The sequence below is a fragment of the Shewanella litorisediminis genome (assembly GCF_016834455.1).
In the GTDB taxonomy this organism is placed as follows: domain Bacteria; phylum Pseudomonadota; class Gammaproteobacteria; order Enterobacterales; family Shewanellaceae; genus Shewanella; species Shewanella litorisediminis.
The window spans coordinates 806,512-825,422 of record NZ_CP069213.1 but is presented as its reverse complement, the minus strand read 5'-3'; the positions used below and the strand labels follow the sequence as shown (position 1 = coordinate 825,422).

17 protein-coding genes and 1 riboswitch are annotated in these 18,911 nt (G+C 53.9%); of the genes, 4 read left to right on the top strand and 13 right to left on the bottom strand.

The annotated features are described in order from the left end of the window. Nucleotides 1–3: 3 nt before the first annotated feature. The 8 genes from JQC75_RS03600 to JQC75_RS03565 all read right to left on the bottom strand — a co-directional run bounded on the left by JQC75_RS03600 (nt 4) and on the right by JQC75_RS03565 (nt 7,093). Nucleotides 4–1,515 carry a cobyric acid synthase gene (locus JQC75_RS03600; RefSeq protein ID WP_203326123.1) on the bottom strand — a complete coding sequence of 504 codons (1,512 nt, stop codon included), beginning with the start codon at nt 1,513–1,515 and terminating at the stop codon, nt 4–6. Between the two features lie 3 nt (nt 1,516–1,518). Beyond that, nucleotides 1,519–2,064, bottom strand: coding sequence for a bifunctional adenosylcobinamide kinase/adenosylcobinamide-phosphate guanylyltransferase (cobU, locus tag JQC75_RS03595; RefSeq protein ID WP_203326122.1), 546 nt, complete (start codon nt 2,062–2,064; stop codon nt 1,519–1,521). Further along, the gene (locus JQC75_RS03590; RefSeq protein ID WP_203326121.1) at nt 2,061–2,393 is read right to left on the bottom strand and encodes a hypothetical protein; all 333 of its coding nucleotides are present in this window, start codon (nt 2,391–2,393) and stop codon (nt 2,061–2,063) included. Before JQC75_RS03590 ends, cobU begins: the two co-directional genes overlap by 4 nt. Continuing rightward, nucleotides 2,390–3,172 (bottom strand): adenosylcobinamide-GDP ribazoletransferase, encoded by a 783-nt coding sequence (locus JQC75_RS03585; protein WP_203326120.1) that lies wholly within the window; start codon nt 3,170–3,172, stop codon nt 2,390–2,392. Before JQC75_RS03585 ends, JQC75_RS03590 begins: the two co-directional genes overlap by 4 nt. A gap of 13 nt (nt 3,173–3,185) precedes the next feature. Then, complete coding sequence (cobT, locus tag JQC75_RS03580) at nt 3,186–4,220, bottom strand: nicotinate-nucleotide--dimethylbenzimidazole phosphoribosyltransferase (protein ID WP_203326119.1); 1,035 nt, start codon at nt 4,218–4,220, stop codon at nt 3,186–3,188. A gap of 9 nt (nt 4,221–4,229) precedes the next feature. Continuing rightward, nucleotides 4,230–5,225: a FecCD family ABC transporter permease gene (locus tag JQC75_RS03575; RefSeq protein ID WP_283165434.1), complete on the bottom strand. Its 996-nt coding sequence runs from the start codon at nt 5,223–5,225 to the stop codon at nt 4,230–4,232. A 44-nt stretch (nt 5,226–5,269) separates the two neighbouring features. Beyond that, nucleotides 5,270–6,085, bottom strand: a complete 816-nt coding sequence (locus JQC75_RS03570; RefSeq protein WP_203326117.1) for an ABC transporter ATP-binding protein — start codon at nt 6,083–6,085, stop codon at nt 5,270–5,272. Between the two features lie 99 nt (nt 6,086–6,184). Continuing rightward, a riboswitch (cobalamin riboswitch) is annotated at nt 6,185–6,337 on the bottom strand. Between the two features lie 81 nt (nt 6,338–6,418). Then, nucleotides 6,419–7,093: a histidine phosphatase family protein gene (locus JQC75_RS03565; protein ID WP_203326116.1), complete on the bottom strand. Its 675-nt coding sequence runs from the start codon at nt 7,091–7,093 to the stop codon at nt 6,419–6,421. 246 nt (nt 7,094–7,339) lie between these two features. On the opposite strand from JQC75_RS03565, the gene metH reads away from it, so the two are divergent. After that, nucleotides 7,340–11,080 (top strand): methionine synthase, encoded by a 3,741-nt coding sequence (metH, locus tag JQC75_RS03560; RefSeq protein ID WP_203326115.1) that lies wholly within the window; start codon nt 7,340–7,342, stop codon nt 11,078–11,080. A gap of 240 nt (nt 11,081–11,320) precedes the next feature. Here the strand turns inward: metH and JQC75_RS03555 are convergent, their stop codons facing one another. Continuing rightward, on the bottom strand, nt 11,321–11,746 hold the full coding sequence (locus tag JQC75_RS03555) for a hypothetical protein (protein ID WP_203326114.1): 426 nt from the start codon (nt 11,744–11,746) through the stop codon (nt 11,321–11,323). A gap of 173 nt (nt 11,747–11,919) precedes the next feature. On the opposite strand from JQC75_RS03555, the gene JQC75_RS03550 reads away from it, so the two are divergent. Further along, nucleotides 11,920–12,840 carry a hypothetical protein gene (locus JQC75_RS03550; RefSeq protein ID WP_203326113.1) on the top strand — a complete coding sequence of 307 codons (921 nt, stop codon included), beginning with the start codon at nt 11,920–11,922 and terminating at the stop codon, nt 12,838–12,840. 6 nt (nt 12,841–12,846) lie between these two features. Further along, nucleotides 12,847–13,134, top strand: a complete 288-nt coding sequence (locus JQC75_RS03545; RefSeq protein ID WP_203326112.1) for a hypothetical protein — start codon at nt 12,847–12,849, stop codon at nt 13,132–13,134. 168 nt (nt 13,135–13,302) lie between these two features. Here JQC75_RS03545 and JQC75_RS03540 read toward each other — a convergent pair whose 3' ends face one another. After that, nucleotides 13,303–14,343: an IS481 family transposase gene (locus JQC75_RS03540; RefSeq protein ID WP_203324101.1), complete on the bottom strand. Its 1,041-nt coding sequence runs from the start codon at nt 14,341–14,343 to the stop codon at nt 13,303–13,305. A 290-nt stretch (nt 14,344–14,633) separates the two neighbouring features. Continuing rightward, entirely contained in the window at nt 14,634–15,614 is a 981-nt protein-coding gene (locus tag JQC75_RS03535; protein ID WP_203326108.1) for an IS5 family transposase, read from the bottom strand. A 14-nt stretch (nt 15,615–15,628) separates the two neighbouring features. Here JQC75_RS03535 and JQC75_RS03530 point away from each other — a divergent pair, with 14 nt between their 5' ends. After that, nucleotides 15,629–16,282 carry a hypothetical protein gene (locus JQC75_RS03530; protein WP_203326111.1) on the top strand — a complete coding sequence of 218 codons (654 nt, stop codon included), beginning with the start codon at nt 15,629–15,631 and terminating at the stop codon, nt 16,280–16,282. Here the strand turns inward: JQC75_RS03530 and JQC75_RS03525 are convergent. Continuing rightward, complete coding sequence (locus tag JQC75_RS03525; protein ID WP_203324635.1) at nt 16,279–17,373, bottom strand: ISAs1 family transposase; 1,095 nt, start codon at nt 17,371–17,373, stop codon at nt 16,279–16,281. The genes JQC75_RS03530 and JQC75_RS03525 overlap by 4 nt on opposite strands. A gap of 419 nt (nt 17,374–17,792) precedes the next feature. Next, complete coding sequence (locus JQC75_RS03520; protein ID WP_203326110.1) at nt 17,793–18,755, bottom strand: hypothetical protein; 963 nt, start codon at nt 18,753–18,755, stop codon at nt 17,793–17,795. Nucleotides 18,756–18,911: the final 156 nt, after the last annotated feature.

The following is an 18,911-nucleotide window of genomic DNA, read 5'->3' as shown; positions in this document are numbered from 1 at the left end:
GCGTCATAAAAAGAAAGAATTAAGCCTGGCCATGTCCAGGTGCTCTGCCAAAGTATCGGCCAAACGATTCAACTGCTGGTCTCTGTGAGCCTCCAGCGACATGCCCCGGGCATCGCCACGATAACCTGCCCAGGCAAGCACCGCATCCAGCGCCGCCGGGGTATCGAATATGCCATGAAGATAACTGCCAAAGATGGCACCATCGTCGCTGATGCAGCCTCTGTCACTGGCGGGGCTGCCCTGCTCATCCACTAAAAACAGCGGCCTGATATGCTGGCCAAGCACTGTGGTACGGCCACAGTGAATTTCATAGCCTCTGACCGCAACCGATCCCTCACCGAGGCTAAGCTCACCCGAGACATTGGCCAGCACCTTGGTGCCTTCCAGCTCAGTGATAAGGGGTAATAGCTCCAGCCCCTCAATGCTGCCGGGGACATCTTCGATGCCGTCGGGATCATCGATTTCCAGCCCCAACATCTGATATCCGCCGCAAATGCCTATCAGCTTGCCACCGTACCTCAAATGCTTTCGCAGGGCGCTGCCAAAGCCATTGACCTTAAGGCATTCAAGGTCAGCACGCACATTCTTGCTACCGGGGAGAATGATAAGGTCAGCCCCCTGAAGCGCATCCGGGCTGGCACTCTGAATATCCAGATAATCAAAATCCACCCCCGGATGCAGCCGCAGTGGGTCAAAGTCGGTGTGATTGCTGGTGCGGGGGTACACCAGCACCCTCACCCGAAACCTGGCCTCGGTATCGGTGCCGACTTGCTGATAGGGTACCAGCGCATCTTCGGCGTCCAGCAACAGGTTGTGCATATAAGGCACCACGCCCAGCACGGGTTTGCCGGTATGGGCTTCGAGCCAATCCAGCCCCGGCTGCAGCAGGCTGATATCACCGCGAAAACGGTTAATCACGAAGCCCTTGATGCGCGCCTGCTCTGATTCAGACAGCAGCGCCAGGGTGCCCACCAGCTGGGCAAAGACGCCGCCCTTGTCGATGTCGGCCACTAAAATCACCGGACAGTCCACCGCCTCTGCAAAGCCCATGTTGGCAATATCGTTTTCCCGCAGGTTGATTTCGGCGGGGCTGCCGGCGCCTTCCACCAGCAGGTAATCGAAGGACGCCTCGAGACGATTGAAAGACGCCAGCACGGCATCCATGGCCATGGCCTTGTATCCCTTGCCCTCGGGGCCGAAAAAGGCCGATGCCTCAAGTGACGTGAGCGCCTTGCCGTGAACTATGACCTGCGCCCGGGTGTCTGAGCCTGGCTTGAGCAGTATGGGATTAAAATCGGTATGGGGTTTAAGTCCACAGGCAGCGGCCTGCAGCGCCTGGGCGCGGCCTATCTCACCGCCATCGTCGGTCACGGCGCTGTTGAGAGCCATATTCTGGGGCTTGAAGGGCGCCACCTTCAGGCCCTGTCTGGCCAGCAGGCGACAGAGCCCCGCGACCAGGGTGGTTTTACCGGCATCCGAGGCGGTGCCCTGGATCATCAGCGTAGAAGAGCCCATGGGTTATCCTCCCATTTCAGCGTTGGCGGCAGTGCCCTTCAGAGCAAGCGGCAATCCGGCCACCACCAGGGTCACCCTGTCTGCAAGGGCGGCAATGGCCTGATTGAGCCAACCTGCTTCGTCCACAAACTGGCGACTGAGCACCCCGAGGGGCACTATGCCTGAGCCCACTTCGTTACTGACAAGCCACAGCTGCCCATGAAAATCCCCTATGGCATTGAGGAGCTCCTGGCGTGCCTCGGCCATCTTCTGAGGCTCAGCCATCAGGCGATTGGTCAGCCATAACGTCAGGCAGTCCACCAGTACCGGCCGCGCCTCGCCGGACAAGGCCCTGAGGTGTGCGGCCAAATCCAGCGGCGCTTCGATAAGCTGCCACTGGCAGGGTGCATTCAGTCTATCCTGCTGATGGCGGGCGATACGCGCCGCCATCTCATCATCCCCCGCCGTGGCCGTGGCCAGATAGATCCCACGGGGCGACACCCGGGCAAGTTCGTTCTCGGCAAAGCGACTCTTGCCGCTTCGGGCACCACCGAGAACCAGATGGATCATAACGGGCTCCACAGCAGCAAGGGCACCAAGCAGGCCACCGGCCCGGGGATTGGCTGGCAGGCACCTTTGTATGAGTAGCCGCCCGGAGAGTTGATGCCCGGAGACTTGATGCCCGGAGAGTTGATGCCCAGTGAATAGCCCACAACAGCGTGTAGCCGGGAGAGCACGGGCTCACTCACGACTGACTCCACAGCAGCAAGGGCACCAAGCAGACCACCAGCTCGGGGATTGGCTGGCAGGCACCTTGGCATGGGTAGCCGCCCGGAGAGTTTGACGCCCAGTGAATAGCCCACAACAGCACGTGGCCGGGAGAGCACAGGCTCACTCACGACTGACTCCACAGCAGCAAGAGCACCAAATAGACCACCAGTTCCAGTATTTGCTGGCAAGCGCCCAAAGTATCTCCCGTATAACCGCCTATGTGGCGTGACTGCCAACGGGCCAGCAGGCTGCGGGCCACAAAGAGGGTGGCGAGTATCACCAAAGTCGCCCCCACGCCGGTAAGCAGCAAACAAATCACTCCGGCACTGATGAGCAAAAACAGTACTTCATCCCAGTGCATCGATTGAGCCAGGGGCTTGGCTTTGCTCTCGGCGTCTTCGCGCACATAGGTATGGTTAAAAATGATACTGGCAGCAATGGCGCGGCTTAAGGTATGCCCAAGTACCAGGCCGCCAACAACGCTGGAAACCGAATAGAGCGCCAGTTCGCTTAACAGCTGAAACTTCAAAAGCAGTGCCAGCATCAGCGCAAGGGATCCATAGGATCCGACCCGGCTGTCTTTCATGATCTCCAGCTTGCGTTCCCGCTCGAAGGCGCCGCCAAAACCATCGGCGGTATCGGCAAGGCCATCTTCGTGGAAGCCGCCGGTGAGCAGCACAGTGGCAATCATGGCCAGCACCACGGCAACGGAGGCAGGAAAGATAAACTGGGTCAGGTAAAACACCAGAGCGGCGATGAGCCCCACCAGGGTGCCCACCAGACCAAAGTAACGACTGGCGCGGTTTAATCCTTCGCCGCTGTAATCTAGCTTTACCGGCACAGGAATGCGGGTAAAAAAGGTGAGCGCCAACAAAAACAACTCAAGTTCACGCTTAAAGGTCGACATAACTGCTCCCGCCCTAAGGCGTTACATCTGTAATTCCGGCGTCGCTGAAGCTCGCCATTTCACGATAAAAATTAGCCGCGGCCTGCACCAGTGGCAGGGCCAATGCCGCCCCTGTACCTTCACCGAGACGCATATCAAGGTTCAGCAGCGGCTCGGCCTCAAGATGCGCCAGCATCAGCCCATGGGCACGCTCTGCCGAGCGATGAGCAAAGATAAGGTATTCACGGCTTTGGGGGAACATCTTCACGGCAGCAAGTGCGGCCACGGTGGCAATAAAACCGTCCACCAACACGGGGATCCCCAGCTCGGCAGCGCCCAAAATGGCGCCGGTCATCTCGACGATTTCAAAGCCGCCCACACAGGCAAGGATAGACTCGGGGCTGGTGAGCATATCCAGATGCAGCAAGAGCGCCTGCTCCACCAGCATCTGCTTGCGCTTGAGGGTGGCTGCATCCACACCGGTTCCCCGGCCGACACAGTCTTTGGCCTCAAGCCCCATCAGTGCAGCCATCACGGCTGCGGCGCTGGAGGTATTGCCAATGCCCATCTCCCCCAGGCCGATGAGATTGGCGCCTTTGGCGTGGTGAGAGCGCACCCGCTCACGGCCAAAATTCAGGCCATGCTCCACCTGGCCAAGTGTCATGGCAGCCCGCTTGTAAATGGGGCCGGTACCGGCGCCGAGGCGACAATCGGTCACGCCCATATCCCTTGGCGGCGCGCTGAGCATGCCGGCATCGATAATCTCCAGCTGCCAACCGAGCTGGCGGCAAAACACATTGATGGCCGCGCCCCCGGCGGCAAAGTTGGCCACCATCTGGGCGGTCACCTCAGGCGGTGCAATTGATACACCGGCACTGGCTATGCCGTGGTCGGCGGCAAACACCAACATGGCAGGGCGCTTGATTTCCGGCGACTCGCCGAGCAGCCGCGCCAGGTGTGCCGCCAGGGGTTCGAGCGCCCCAAGGGCCCCTCGTGGCTTGGTTTTATCGTCGATGCGCGCCTGGATTTGCTCATCCCGCTCGCGGCTGACGGGAGCTATATCAAACATCCAATATCCTTATTCACTCCTGCGGCTAAAGAGCAGCGTCAGGAAAAACACACTGCCAACCACGGCAGTAATTACCCCCACAGGCAACTCCTGTGGCGGCAGTAAACTGCGGGTCATCACATCGACCCACACCATAAAGAGTCCACCCAGCATGGCCACAATCAGCAGCGACTGACTGCCGGGAAACAGCAATCTGGCGATGTGGGGGATCATCAGTCCCACAAAGCCAATGCCGCCGCAGCTGGCCACCAGCACGGCTGTCATCAAAGAGCACATCAGCAAACTGATAATGCGCAGTTTGGCCACGGATACCCCAAGGGCGTGGGCGGTTTCATCACCGGCACTGAGGGCAAACAGCTGTCGCGTGACCAGCAGCAAAAAGCCCACAAAGGCGCCAAACACCAGCCAGGGCAACCAGAGCATATCCCAGGCCGCACGGGCAAAACTGCCAAGGCTCCAGAATATCACCGATGCCGTTACCTGGGGGCTTGAAAAATATAGAAGCAAACTGCCGAGGGCGCCGAATAAAAACGAGGTGGCGACCCCGGAAAGCAGCATGCGCTCCACCTGACTTTGCAGCCCAAAGCCACTGAGGGTGAGTACCACCAATACCGAGGCACTGGCACCGATAAAGGCCCCAAGCGGCAAGCCGATGGCGAGCAATACCCCATGGGTTATGCCAAGACTCAGCACCACAATCGCCCCCAGGCTGGCACCGGCGCTGATCCCAAAAAGATAAGGGTCGGCCAGTGGGTTGCGGGTCACCAGTTGCAGCGCCCAGCCGGAAAGCGCAAGCCCGGCGCCGCACACAAAGGCCAGCAGTATGCGCGGCAACCTCAGCTCCAGCAAAATGCGGCTGTCGAGATACGCGACATCCACCGGGCGCTCGCCAATCAGCGCATGCAGGTACACCGACATGGCCTCGCGAAAACCTATATCCACGGCGCCAAAAATGCTGGCAAACACAGGCGACAACAGACAGGCCAGAATAAGCGCCAGCACCATCAGCTCGCGGCGTCCAAGGGGGGTTAGCAGGGCTCTGATGGCAGTCACAGGCTCACCTCTTTCGGACCTTGAGACGCCGTTCGGCCGCCATAACCGTAGTAGTAATGTATGAGGGGACGACCATGCTGAGGGTGAGGCTCTACCGTAGTGCACACCCCAAACACAGAAGCGAGCATGGCCTCGGTAAGCACCTCAGCGGGCGTGCCCGAAGCCTCAAGGCGGCCACGGGATATCAGCAGCAGCTCATCGCACAGAGCACTGGCCAGATTCAGGTCGTGTATGGTGCAAATCACGCAGATATCCAGGCGCTTTAAGAGTTCCAGCACTTCAATCTGGAAGCGTACGTCCAGGTGGCTTGTGGGTTCATCCAGGATCAGAAACTGCGGCTTTTGAACCAGCGCCCGGGCAATGAGTGCCCGCTGCTTTTCGCCGCCGGACAGTTTGCCAAAGGGTTGGCGGCCATATCCGTCGAGCCCCACTTCCGCCAGAGCCGCTGCAATGCTGGCCTTGTCGGCGGCGCTGTCGGCAGCGAGCCAGCCCTTGTAGGGGATAAGCCCCATGGCGACTACGGCCTCGGTGGAGAGATCGAACAGGGGGGGTAATTCCTGGGGCACCACGGCCACCGCGCGGGCAAAGCTGCGTCTGGAATAGAGATGAATGTCCTGACCATTGAGCAGTATGGTGCCGCTGTCGGGGCGAATAAAACGGTACAGACAACGTAGCAAGGATGACTTGCCGGCTCCGTTGGGGCCAATCACCCCGTACATGCCGTTTCCGGACAGGGCAAAGCTTACGCTGTCCAGCAGCGGCCGCTCCCCAACCCGCCAACAGAGGTTGCTGACGTCGATGGCCGGGGTCATGGTGCTACCCCATACAACAAGTGCCCGGGTTCCCTCTGGGGAACGGGCATGGCAATTTGGCTCATATCACTCCACCGGGTAACCCGCCCGGACAGGGAAAATAAAAGAGGCACAGGGGCAGGTATCCTGACTCGGGGGCATTCCCCCACACAGTTGCGGGCACAGTCCGGGCTGATACCTTATGGTATGTCCCCGGTTCCCTTTTCATGTCGGGTTGGCATGGCCCCCGACACCCCTGGCGTAAATGGCCGGAGAAACGACTCCGGCTCGCAGATTATCAGACCTTTCACCTACTTGGTAAAGGGGCAAGGGACTTGGTGGTAAGCAAAGCCTTCAGCTCCCCCAAAGTAAACGCCCCTGCCAGCCGCTGTCGGTCCAGTACCAGCGGGTGTGAACCCGGGCGCCGTAATCCAGCTCCAGCGCCCGATAAAAGCCGGCGACCCTTTCTGCCCCCAAAATAGCAGCCATCAGACAACGGATAACACCGCCGTGGGTAACCACCCACAGTGGCCTGCCATCATTAAGCGGTGCGTGCGACAGCAGCCTTTGCAGTGCCTCTGCCACCCTGACCTCAAAAGCAGCCATGGGCTCGCCGCCCTCGGGCGTTATCGCCCAGGGGTCTTGCCACCAGGCCTCCATGGGAGCGGTTTGCCAAAGCTGTGCTATGGGCTGCCCATCCCAGACGCCAAAGTCCATCTCGGTCAGCTGCGGCTCGATAAGTATGTCTGGTGGATTGCCCTCGGGGTGAGCGGCTGTTATTTCTGCCTGCAAGGCATTCGCAAGCCGCGCGCAGCGCAGCAAGGGTGATGAGATGATTTTGGCAGGTACTGCCATGTCACGGGCCTTGCCGGCAATGGCACTCAGGGCACTTTCACTGGGCAGGGCATCACTCCGGCCCCGCAGCACAGCGCCATCTTCACACTGGCCATGGCGCCAGAAAATAATGTCACGGGGCAAAATCGCCACGTCCTTTTCCCGTTCATTCGGCTGGTCAGCTTGCCTGTGCATACCGCGTTATCCTCATTCCGGTTTTACATCAATGCCGACGGGTACCTCGCTTGCCCCTGAGCCCTGGTTTGCCCCTGAACCCCTGCTTGCCCCTAAAGCCAAGTTTCGCGTATTATGGACGTCTATACGTATAAATGTCCAAATCAAATTAAGCGGGTGCCGTACCGGTTTTACCTTTTCAGCGGCATCAACCCGGCTTAGGCTACACAGGACAGTCACTTTTTTGTACTTTGCAGGTGTTTTTTTATGGCAACTCCAGTGTTATCCCAAGCGACCAGGGCGCTTGCCCAGAGCCGTCAACAGCGACTGAACGAGGATCTCTCCAACCGCATTCTTATCCTCGATGGCGCCATGGGAACCATGATCCAGGGACACAAGCTGGAGGAAGAGCACTACCGCGGCGAGCGTTTTGCTAACTGGCACTGCGACGTGAAAGGCAATAACGACCTCTTGGTGCTCACTCAGCCTGAGATAATCAAGGGCATCCACCGCGAGTATCTGCTGGCCGGTGCCGACATTATCGAAACCAACACCTTTAACGCCACCACGGTGGCCATGGCCGACTATGAGATGCAAACGCTCTCGGCCGAGATTAACCTCGTTGGCGCCCGCATCGCCCGCGAAGTGGCCGATGAAGTGGAAGCCCAGACCGGCATCCCCCGCTATGTGGCCGGGGTGCTTGGCCCAACCAACCGTACCTGCTCCATCAGCCCGGATGTAAATGACCCCGGCTACCGTAATATCCACTTCGATGATTTGGTGACCGCCTACAGCGAGTCCACCGCCGCCCTGATTGAAGGCGGCGCCGATATCATCATGGTGGAAACCATTTTCGATACCCTCAACGCCAAGGCGGCGCTGTTTGCCATCGAATCCGTCTTCGACGACATTGGCCTTCGCCTGCCGGTGATGATTTCCGGCACCATTACCGATGCCTCCGGCCGTACCCTTACCGGCCAGACCACCGAAGCCTTTTATAACTCGCTGCGCCATATCAAGCCCATCAGCATGGGGCTTAACTGTGCCCTGGGGCCAAAAGAGCTGCGCCCTTACGTCGAGGAACTTTCCCGCATCAGCGAATGCTATGTGTCAGCCCATCCCAACGCGGGCCTGCCGAACGAGTTCGGTGGCTATGATGAAACACCACAGGAGATGGCCGACATCATAGTGCAGTGGGCCATCGAAGGCATGCTCAACATAGTCGGCGGCTGCTGCGGTACTACCCCGGATCATATCCGCGTTATCCGCGAAGCCGTTGAAAAACATGCCCCACGCAAACTGCCGGAGATCCCGGTTGCCTGCCGTCTGGCCGGGCTTGAACCGCTCACCATCAGCGCCGACAGCCTGTTTGTGAACGTGGGCGAGCGCACCAACGTTACAGGCTCAGCCAAGTTTTTGAAGCTGATTAAAGAAGGCCAATACGAGACCGCGCTGGAGGTAGCCCGGGATCAGGTTGAAAACGGCGCCCAGATCATCGATATCAACATGGATGAGGGCATGCTGGACGGCGAAGAGGTGATGACCACCTTCCTCAATCTGGTGGCTTCTGAGCCTGAAATCAGCAAGGTGCCCATCATGATTGACTCCTCCAAGTGGGAAGTCATCGAGGCGGGCCTTAAGTGCGTGCAGGGCAAGTGCATCGTCAACTCCATCTCCCTCAAAGAAGGCGAAGCCAAGTTTATCGAGCAGGCGACATTGGTGAAGCGCTACGGCGCCGCCGCCATCATCATGGCCTTTGATGAAACCGGCCAGGCCGACACCCGCGCCCGCAAAATTGAAATCTGTACCCGCGCCTATCGCATTCTGGTGGACAAAGTCGGCTTCCCGCCACAAGACATCATCTTCGACCCCAATATTTTTGCCGTGGCCACCGGCATCGAAGAGCACGACAACTACGCGGTGGACTTTATCGAGGCGGTGCGCGACATCAAGGCCACCCTGCCCCATGCGATGATTTCCGGCGGTGTGTCCAACGTGTCCTTCTCGTTCCGCGGCAACAACCCGGTGCGCGAGGCCATCCACGCCGTCTTCCTCTACCATGCCATTAAAGAAGGCATGGACATGGGCATTGTGAACGCGGGGCAGCTGGCGATTTACGACGATATTCCCGCCGAGCTGAAAGAGCGGGTCGAGGCGGTGGTGCTTAACCTGCCCTGCCCGGTGGCCGACTCAAGCAACACTGAGCAGCTCTTGGAAATCGCCGAGAAGTATCGCGGCGGCGCTGGCGGCGGTGCAGGTAAGAAAGAAGATTTGGAATGGCGCAGCCTGCCGGTGAACAAGCGCCTCGAACACGCGCTGGTAAAGGGCATTACCGAATTTATCGATGCCGACACCGAAGAGGCCCGTCAGCAGGCCACCCGTCCGCTGGATGTGATTGAAGGCCCGCTGATGGACGGCATGAACGTGGTGGGCGATCTCTTTGGCGAGGGCAAGATGTTCCTGCCCCAGGTGGTTAAATCCGCCCGGGTGATGAAAAAAGCCGTGGCCTACTTAAACCCCTTTATTGAGGCCGAAAAGGTCGCCGGCCAAAGCAACGGCAAGGTGCTGATGGTCACGGTAAAAGGCGACGTGCACGATATCGGCAAGAATATCGTTGGCGTGGTGCTCGCCTGTAACGGCTATGAGGTGATTGACTTAGGCGTGATGGTACCGGTGGAGAAAATCGTCGAAGTCGCCAAAAAAGAGCAGGTCGATATCATCGGCATGTCGGGGCTCATTACCCCAAGCCTTGATGAAATGGTGCATAACGTGAAGACCTTCGAGCGTGAAGGGCTCACCATTCCCGCCATCATCGGCGGCGCCACCTGCTCGAAAATCCATACTGCGGTCAAGATTGCGCCCCACTACCCCCACGGCGCCATCTATATTCCGGATGCGTCCCGCGCCGTGCCCATGGTGAGCAAACTCATCAACAACGAGACCCGCGATGCCACCATCAAGGCCACCTACGATGAATACGATGTGATGCGCGAAAAGCGCCTGTCACAGGCCAAGCGCAAGGAGATTGTCTCCATCGAGAAGGCGCGGGAAAACCGCTGCCAGCTCGACTGGGCCAACTACCAGCCAAAAGTGCCGAACAAGCTTGGTATTCAGGTGTTTGAAGACTACCCACTGGATGATTTGGTCGATCGCATCGACTGGACGCCGTTTTTCCGCGCCTGGGAACTGCACGGCCACTTCCCGCGCATTCTCGACGATGAGGTGGTGGGCGAAGAGGCCCGTAAGCTGTATGCCGACGCCAAAGCCATGCTGCAAACCATCATCGATGAAAAGTGGCTCACCGCCAAAGGGGTGATTGGCCTGTTCCCGGCCAATACCGTGAACCATGACGATATCGAGCTTTACACCGACGAGAGCCGCACCCAAGTGCTGATGACCACCCATCATTTGCGGATGCAAATCGAGCGGGTGGGTAACGATAACTTCTGTCTGTCGGACTTTGTTGCCCCCAAAGACAGCGGTGTGGCCGACTACACCGGCGGCTTTGCGGTATGCGCAGGCCACGGTATCGATGAGCATCTGGCACGTTTTGAAGCCAACCACGACGACTACAACGCCATCATGCTCAAGGTGCTGGCAGACCGTCTGGCCGAAGCCTTCGCCGAGCGCATGCACGAGCGGGTGCGTAAAGAGTTTTGGGGTTATGCCAGCGACGAAAACCTCGATAACGAGGCGCTTATCCGCGAGAAATACCGCGGCATCCGCCCCGCCCCCGGCTACCCCGCCTGCCCGGATCACACAGAGAAGGGGCTGTTGTGGGACTTGCTGAAACCCAACGAGTGCATTGACCTTAATATCACCGAAAGCTTCGCCATGTACCCCACAGCAGCTGTAAGTGGCTGGTACTTCGCCCACCCACAGGCGCGTTACTTTGGCGTGACCAACATCGGCAAGGATCAGGTAGAAGACTACGCCCGCCGCAAAGGGATGACGGTGGCCGAGGCGGAGAAGTGGTTGGCACCAGTGCTTGATTACGATCCAGAGTGATCGAGAGCACTCTTTGAAGCAACCAAGCAGCGCTTGGCAAAGGTCGTGGGGCAAATGCATCCATGCACAACGGCCAGTTCCGCCATCCCAGGCTCTCGGTTGTGAGCCAGTCGCTGCGCGACAGTCTCGACTGATTAGACTGATGCTGCCCCGGCTTCCATGCCCTCGGCCGCTCAGAGCAGGATGGGCATATTCTCCAGCAAAAGTATTTTGGGTGTCCAGACTCTTTTATTACACGATTTACTGATGGTGCAGAAGCGCATCCTCAATAACCTGCTGATACTCTGACGCGTTAAACCAAAAGGAAGGAAATTCAGAATAATCGCGTTTAGGCCAACCATCAAACTGCCAATATACCCAACCATCACGGTTGCAAACATTGGCATAAAAGAATGAACATTCGACTTGCCCACAACTACAGCCAAGAAGAATGATCCGAACATCCCCTTCTTCGAGACTCTTAAGCCAGTTGAACAACGAATATTCTTGTACATCGGATTCATGCAAAAAAACGTCGTTAAACTCGCCAATGCCTTGTTGCTGCTCAAATTGAGAAATAATCTCAGTTAACCGAACGCCATTGATCATCACACCGAGCCTGGGTTTACTCTTTTGCCGGTGTTTGGTCTCTTCCAGTTCCCATGTCAGCGCAAGCTGGTCCATCATCGCCCTCTTTTGTTGCCGGTCCGAGCGTAGAATTACGCTCCCGGTTTAGTCAGCCTCATCTACAATTCAATTCATTTCGACGAACTTTCCCTCATCCCCAGCCGAATATGTTTGTGATAACTACTATTTCTGGCTAACTTACCGATAGTTAACAATAGAGCAAGGAGTGTTCTATGGAAACATGTTTGAGCATGTCAAAGAGATGGGTTTCCGTAAAACTCATGATTTTATTACTTTTCACTCAAAGCCTTATGGCATGTGCTGTCCCCAGTGAAACCTCGACCAGCCATCAACTCAGCAATATTATCGACCATGATGCATTAAGCGAATTACTCACCTATGCCTGCTCACAAAAGCTTGATCGCAGGGCAAGTCTGTTGATTATGTTTTCCCCCCCTGAGTCTCTGTGGTCAGAACAATCGTATCGCTGCGGTGATGACAATGTTTTTGACTTTTCAGACCGAAGACCGCCTATCCAATTGCCAGCTGAACTATTTTCCAGCACAGATGAACAATGGATACTGGAAGCTTATCGCTTAATCCAACAAGGAACTTACTCTTTAATGGGAGAATGGATTCACCCTAAAAATCCGAAAGAGATCAGCTTCCTTCATCGAGCATTTGCAAAACATCCATATATCACGGCAAGACTGATGGCATCAGCCCCCGCTCCTCATGTGGGTGAAGTTTGGCAATTACTTTACCAGCATATGGATAGAATCCTGTTGGACTCACCTGCTGTTGAAGACCAGCGTTTGCTTGCCTTTGCAATGGCTCGCGACGGGCGGGAACAAGAAGCTATTTCGTTAATTCAACAGCTCTTGAGCCAAGGCGACTTTGCCAGCTTATATGTACTGCCGTTCGTGACATTAGATACTCCAAAACCGATTGAGAACGAAGATGAAATGGCTGAGACCACCGAGCCTGAATTGGGTTATCAAGTGTTGGCAATGCTGGAAAACTTTGTTTATCAGCAAAATTATCCGAAAGAATTTTGTGCTTGGGCCCAGGATTTGGAACCTGGCCCACTCGCCAATTATGTGGCAACTTTGCTGGTGAACTTTCAAGAAAACCTTCCCTGTACTGAAGGGTAATCCAATATGAATCTATTACGCTGCGCCCTACTGCCTTTGGCTCTATCGAGCGTGCTCTCGGGTTGTCAAAAAGATGGTGGTCCCTGTGTTTACCAAGAGTTTGAAGACAGCTTTCAGATTGCTAAGATTCAAGAAGAACAAGTTCAATTCGAAGGACGCATTATGCCCCCGCTTGCCATGCACTGGTTTGCACAACCGCCGCAGGTTGGACAAAAAATTAGCATTAGAGGGAAACGATTAGTTCAGGGGAGCTGTAATCCCCTGGAAATTTTATCAGTTAGGGAAGACTACTGAATTAAATAATCGATTTAAAAGTGGATGGATGAACGTTTGCCGATGGAAATTTCAACATGAAGAAACGTCACACCGAAGAACAAATCATTAAAGCGATCCCAGTATCATGAAGTGTAATAGCTCAGACCTGATCTGACAGTTACCCGATTTTGGGGTGCCGTTGTCAGATTAGATTTGGGCTAAATTCTTTTCAGCCCAAACCCGTTTTCCATCAATTAATGTCGCCATCGGTGTGCGACCGCAGCACATTTTGCCCTGATGGGTGCGCTCATTGTTGTACAGCGCCAGCCATTCGTCCAAGTCTTTTTGCAGCTCCTCCAGTGTGCTATACAGCTTTTTGCGGAACGTGACCTGATAGAACTCATTCAGAATGGTCTTGTGGAAACGCTCGCAGATACCGTTTGTCTGTGGATGTCTGGCTTTGGTTTTCGTGTGGTCGATATCATTGATGGCCAGATACAGCTGATAATCGTGCTGCTCAACCTTACCGCAGTACTCGGTGCCCCGGTCAGTGAGAATACGCAGCATCGGCAGCGCCTGAGCTTCGAAAAACGGCAATACTCTGTCGTTCAACAGGTCGGCAGAGGTGATTGGGGTTTTGGTGGTGTAGAGCTTGGCAAAGGCGACCTTACTGTAGGTATCGACGAAGGTCTGCTGGTATATCCGCCCCACACCTTTGAGGTTGCCGACGTAAAAGGTGTCCTGTGAGCCCAGATAGCCAGGATGATGGGTTTCAATTTCACCGCAGGCCTCATCGTCCTGGGCTTTCTTTTCCAGGGCTGCCACCTGCGCTTCTGTCAGAATGATGCCATCGCGCTCCATCTTTGCTTCCAATGCGACCAGGCGCTTCTTGAGGTTTTCCAGCCCGTGCCTGAGCCAAATTGAACGTACGCCGCTGCCGGAAACAAAGACGCCCTGCTTGCGCAGTTCGTTGCTGGTTCGGGTTTGACCATAGGCGGGAAACTCAATGGCGTAATCAATGACAGCTTGCTCTATATGGTCATCAACACGATTTTTCAGATTGGGCGTGCGTCTGGAGCGGTTGATAAGCGCATCAATGCCGCCATCCTCAACCAGTTCACGATAGCGATAGAAGGTGTCACGGGACACGCCCATAACCTTGCAGGCTTTGGAAACGTTGCCGAGCTCCTCAGCGAGATTCAGCAAACCTGCTTTGTGTTTAATGATGGGGTTGTTAGTATGCAGCATGAGAGTTACCTCTTTTGTTTTGATTGAAGATTCGACACCTTTATCAAAACGGGTAACTCTCACCTTTTCAAGATGATGTGTCAGATCAAGTCGCGACTAATACACATGAAGCAAGGGGGAAAATACGATGACATTTGTCCTAAGGAAGCTGCGATTAAGTAGTCAGCTTCTCCCTACATGACGCCCCAACTCATCGTTATCAACGTCCAGTGGCTCAATTTTCCAATTTTCAGCCAAAAATCGTCTCTTCGTTGCTGATTTTGGCCCTGTTTCAGGCCAATTTTCCCATTTTAGGTAGATCTCGCCTGTGCCCGTATCAATTGGTCCACTCGAACCAGGTTCGCCAGGGTGAATAACATCGCCAGCTGACTGTCGTTTTTAGCCAGCCCCTTGTACTTGGCTTTGACGAAACCAAACTGACATTTAACTATCCGAAATGGATGCTCAACCTTGGCTCGGATACTCGCTTTCAGGTATTCATACCGTATGGTCAGCTTGTTCTTGCGCGGGTGTTTCTTTAATGCATTCACCTTGCCGGGACGCTCGGCGATAAGCCAGTCCGCGCTGACATGGCAAAGCTCATCGCGCTTTTCGGCACCCTGATAGCCAGCATCTGCTGAGATAAATTCTTCATCGCCATGCAGTAACTTACCAACCTGATTGAGGTCGTGCTCGTTAGCCGCCGTGGTCACCAAGCTGTGGGTCAGGCCACTTTTGGCGTCCACCCCGATGTGCGCTTTCATGCCGAAGTACCACTGGTTACCTTTCTTGGCTTGGTGCATGTCTTCGTCGCGGCTGCTGTCTTTGTTTTTGGTGGAACTGGGGGCTTGAATTATCGTGGCATCCACCAGGGTTCCCTGGGTCATCAGAACGCCACACTCTGCCAGCCATTGATTAACGGTACTGAAGATTTTGCGGGCCAGTTTATGCTGCTCCAGCAAATGCCTGAAATTCATGATAGTGGTGCGGTCTGGAATGGCTTTATCCAGTGACAGGCGGGCAAATTGGCGCATGGAGGCGATTTCATAGAGCGCATCTTCCATGGCCTCATCGCTCAGGTTGTACCATTGCTGCATACAGTGAATGCGCAGCATGGTTTCCAGTGGATAGGGCCTGCGACCATTACCGGCCTTGGGATACACAGGCTCAATAACGCCAAGTAATTTGTCCCAGGGAAGCAAGTCATCCATTCTGCCAAGGAAGACTTCTTTGCGGGTCTGGCGGCGTTTACTGGAAAACTCACTGTCGGCAAAAGTCAGCTGCTGGCTCATCCGGTTACTCATCCATGGTTCAGGTCACGACACCAAGATCTCACGTCTCGAACTTATTCGCACCTTCCTTAGACCAGCAGCCTTACTCCAGTAGTTTTATATCCGGGGATAAAAGTGGTCAACTTCACCGCTGGAATAAGCAAGATAAGTGGAGTTATCATAAGATAGAATCTAGTGATATCTTTCGCGCTACAAGTAAAAAATCTACTTTAAAAAAAACACAAAATTTAAGCATTGTTGCTATTAGCCATCTTGCAGAAAATAAAGGATGGTTGAGCTTGGATGCAACTGGCTCACTCAAATATTGGCTAAATGACGAGATAATAGAAACTATTGAATTTGGCAGCCCCCGCTGCCTGGCCCTGCACGCTAACAACACGACTCTAGCTATTGGTTTTAAACGCATCGACATAGCTAAGAATGCCTGCTTTATATTGCTCGATATAAACGAGTGGATAGTTCAAGCAAGTTTTTTAATACAGTCTATGAGTCAACCTGATGATAAATTTTACAATACACCTATGCTTGATGATGGCTTGCCACCTCAAGTAATTCGTCAGCAGCTAAATAATATTATTTTGCTTGCTTTAAGCGATAATGATGAAGTAGTTAAAAATAATGAGCTAAACGAAGCACCAGGGCGGGATTCCACTTTGTGCATAATTTAGCCAAAGAGCAGCTCTGAACGAAATACAGGGCTCCAAGCTGCACGCCGGCGCTTACCTGCAAGGCTGTCTTTCTTGCCATTGTGCTGTTTTATTGCACTTAGTGCCGCACGGTTGAATAGGGCCAAATGTTTAGCACCCTCTGGATCTGACACTTTCAAAGCATCCTCGCGAAAAACAACGTCCAGCACCCAGTGCAGTTGGTTCTCAACGGCCCAGTGGTCGCGGATTGTGCGAGCTGCTTCCTCAGCGTCCACTGGCAGGGAGCTGACGTACCAACGTGACGAACATGATGTGCTACCATTAACAGTCCGCTCGCTGGCGACCTCTATCAGTGACTTTATATGGGGCCATTTCTTTTTCAGGTCTGGTGACAACTCGGCTTCAGTTTGCATCACGGTCCTGCACTCCTTGCGGCCATGACCGGTGTTGGACTGTTCATACGTTTCCAGTTCCTTTGAGTCATAAAGGTTACGGAATGACGCCTGCACTTCCTCAAGCAGCGCTTTTTGATTGGACTTCACCTGGATCACGAAATCGCCTTTGCGCTGTGTAATTGTGCTCATGGTGGCGACCTGGCAGTGCAACGCGTCGAGCGTGACAATTGCGTTATCCAGTGCCAAGGCATCAATCACGTTTCGGGCAATCTCGGCTTCTTTGCCTTTGGTATTCGAACTGTCCTGATAAAGCGTGACACCGTTGCTGACATCGAACGCACTGACGACATGAAGTGCATTTTTAACGTCGTCACTCCACGCACCGCGCATCGTTTTACCGTCAAGAGCGATGACCGACTTACCTTCGCTCTGCCGTTTCTCGTTGATCCAGCTGAACACCGTTTGCAGCAGAAGCTCACTATCCAAGGCTTTGATAATGTTGGCGATACAGTGTCGTCTGGGGATACCATACTCAAACTGGCGGTACTGCCGTAACCAGTCGAGTTGTTCTTCACCGAACTCCTGGATCGACTTCCAGCCGGTTGCACCGCTGAGTACGGCAGAGAGTGTCAGGAAGACTACGTCAACCAAGTTGTGTTTAAGATTGATTTCCTTACGAGGATCGGGCAGTGTTTCAAGGTGTTCCAAAAGATTCATGTCTGTCAGCTGGTTATGACTAATGCTGATCTGATCATAAGGCTGTGTAAAAGTTCAACTCAAAGTGGGATCCTGCCCTGAACGAAGCACTGATAGACCTATTTAACGAGCCCTATTATCAAAGTTTAATCCCTGCAGGCTCGTTAAATGCAAAACAACTTTTTTGTGAAACACTGGCGTCACATCTTTCAGACACATGCGCTTGGTGGGAAGAGCCGTGGCGGTATAGCCGTGCATGGCCACTCATTGAAAGTGTTTTACATCAAAACACATATTTTCAATAGTACTCACCATATAATGGCACACCAGAGGAAATGGAGGTAAAAATCATCTTTCCGATATTCTTCTGCCCAAAAGCGAGGATTATCTCAGCTGACATTCGCCAAATCGATCCACAGCTGTTTGCGTTTGGGTTAACATCATTGATTGAGCCTATTGACCAACTCAATGTCTATCATCTCGTAACTGCGAAAATTCATATATTTGCCACCTGTAGTACTACTAACATTTGACTCCCTATAGAGTACGTGGTGGCCCGCAAGAGACAAAATAGTCCCGGCGTATAACATCTGCCCATAAGGATTTTGAACACCCTCCTCTGATAGGTCCGTATTGACCAATACTGCGCCACCGCTGGCGCCACTGAAAACAACGGTTTCTAAAGAATCAATCAAGAAAAGGTCTGGTCGATAATGATAATTCCTCAATTGAATCGAATCATCATAGGTCAAGGTCAATCCCCTATCACCCTTGTAGTCATTGGCACTATGGCCTGCGACTACGATATTGGCATCGTTGTTGTAAAGCAGCATATCACCTACTTCCAATACAACTTCTGCGTCTACAAGTGCAGGTTGAATCGTTGAAAATGGAATTTTTCCTTCAAATGATAGGATGGCATCATCAGCCCTAAGATTCAGATATTCAATCCGCAATGTTTTGCTGATTTTCTGTCCTGACTTAGTCGTGACATTCCAAGTGATTTTTTTTATATCACTTTTCTTATTTGTTTCGGTATCACCAAAACAATGGCCGGCGGATTGAATGGTTCGGCTGGATTGCCCTGGGATGGTAGAGATAAGGGTTCCTGAGCAGGTGTTTTTTTGCCCATCATTATGGTAGACAATGATGTGGCCGACCGCATCTAAATAGGCTGGGGAGGATTTAGATTTCTTTTTCCGACGGTCAACTTTTTTGAGTTCTGTCAAATCTGAGGAATAAGTCAACCCATTTTCCTCGTAAAAGCGAGCATCTGAAGCGACAGGAACATTTGCATTTTCAGCGGCTTGTTCTGTGGGTTGTACAGTGTCATTCGCTTTGGCGACGTTTGAACATACACTCAATACTGCTAACGCAATGATTTTCAGTTGACTATTGCCCATGATCGACTCCTTATTCTTCCCTACCGATTGTCTGCGCTTGCGTATGCATCGGCGCCAAAGTATAACTCAACGTGAGTCAGCCATTCGAGAATTGGTTGTCCATTGATGAAGTGATTTCCTATTTATTTTTCACCTTTGAAGACGTGTGAGCTGAGC

Bases quoted from the DNA above. Each gene is read 5' to 3' on its own strand.
- JQC75_RS03600 (WP_203326123.1), bottom strand. From the start codon at position 1,515: ATGGGCTCTTCTACGCTGATGATCCAGGGCACCGCCTCGGATGCCGGT.
- cobU (WP_203326122.1), bottom strand. From the start codon at position 2,064: ATGATCCATCTGGTTCTCGGTGGTGCCCGAAGCGGCAAGAGTCGCTTT.
- JQC75_RS03585 (WP_203326120.1), bottom strand. From the start codon at position 3,172: ATGTCGACCTTTAAGCGTGAACTTGAGTTGTTTTTGTTGGCGCTCACC.
- cobT (WP_203326119.1), bottom strand. From the start codon at position 4,220: ATGTTTGATATAGCTCCCGTCAGCCGCGAGCGGGATGAGCAAATCCAG.
- JQC75_RS03575 (WP_283165434.1), bottom strand. From the start codon at position 5,225: ATGGTGCTGGCGCTTATTCTGGCCTGTCTGTTGTCGCCTGTGTTTGCC.
- JQC75_RS03570 (WP_203326117.1), bottom strand. From the start codon at position 6,085: ATGACCCCGGCCATCGACGTCAGCAACCTCTGTTGGCGGGTTGGGGAG.
- JQC75_RS03565 (WP_203326116.1), bottom strand. From the start codon at position 7,093: ATGCACAGGCAAGCTGACCAGCCGAATGAACGGGAAAAGGACGTGGCG.
- metH (WP_203326115.1), top strand. From the start codon at position 7,340: ATGGCAACTCCAGTGTTATCCCAAGCGACCAGGGCGCTTGCCCAGAGC.
- JQC75_RS03555 (WP_203326114.1), bottom strand. From the start codon at position 11,746: ATGATGGACCAGCTTGCGCTGACATGGGAACTGGAAGAGACCAAACAC.
- JQC75_RS03550 (WP_203326113.1), top strand. From the start codon at position 11,920: ATGGAAACATGTTTGAGCATGTCAAAGAGATGGGTTTCCGTAAAACTC.
- JQC75_RS03545 (WP_203326112.1), top strand. From the start codon at position 12,847: ATGAATCTATTACGCTGCGCCCTACTGCCTTTGGCTCTATCGAGCGTG.
- JQC75_RS03540 (WP_203324101.1), bottom strand. From the start codon at position 14,343: ATGCTGCATACTAACAACCCCATCATTAAACACAAAGCAGGTTTGCTG.
- JQC75_RS03535 (WP_203326108.1), bottom strand. From the start codon at position 15,614: ATGAGCCAGCAGCTGACTTTTGCCGACAGTGAGTTTTCCAGTAAACGC.
- JQC75_RS03530 (WP_203326111.1), top strand. From the start codon at position 15,629: ATGGTTCAGGTCACGACACCAAGATCTCACGTCTCGAACTTATTCGCA.
- JQC75_RS03525 (WP_203324635.1), bottom strand. From the start codon at position 17,373: ATGAATCTTTTGGAACACCTTGAAACACTGCCCGATCCTCGTAAGGAA.
- JQC75_RS03520 (WP_203326110.1), bottom strand. From the start codon at position 18,755: ATGGGCAATAGTCAACTGAAAATCATTGCGTTAGCAGTATTGAGTGTA.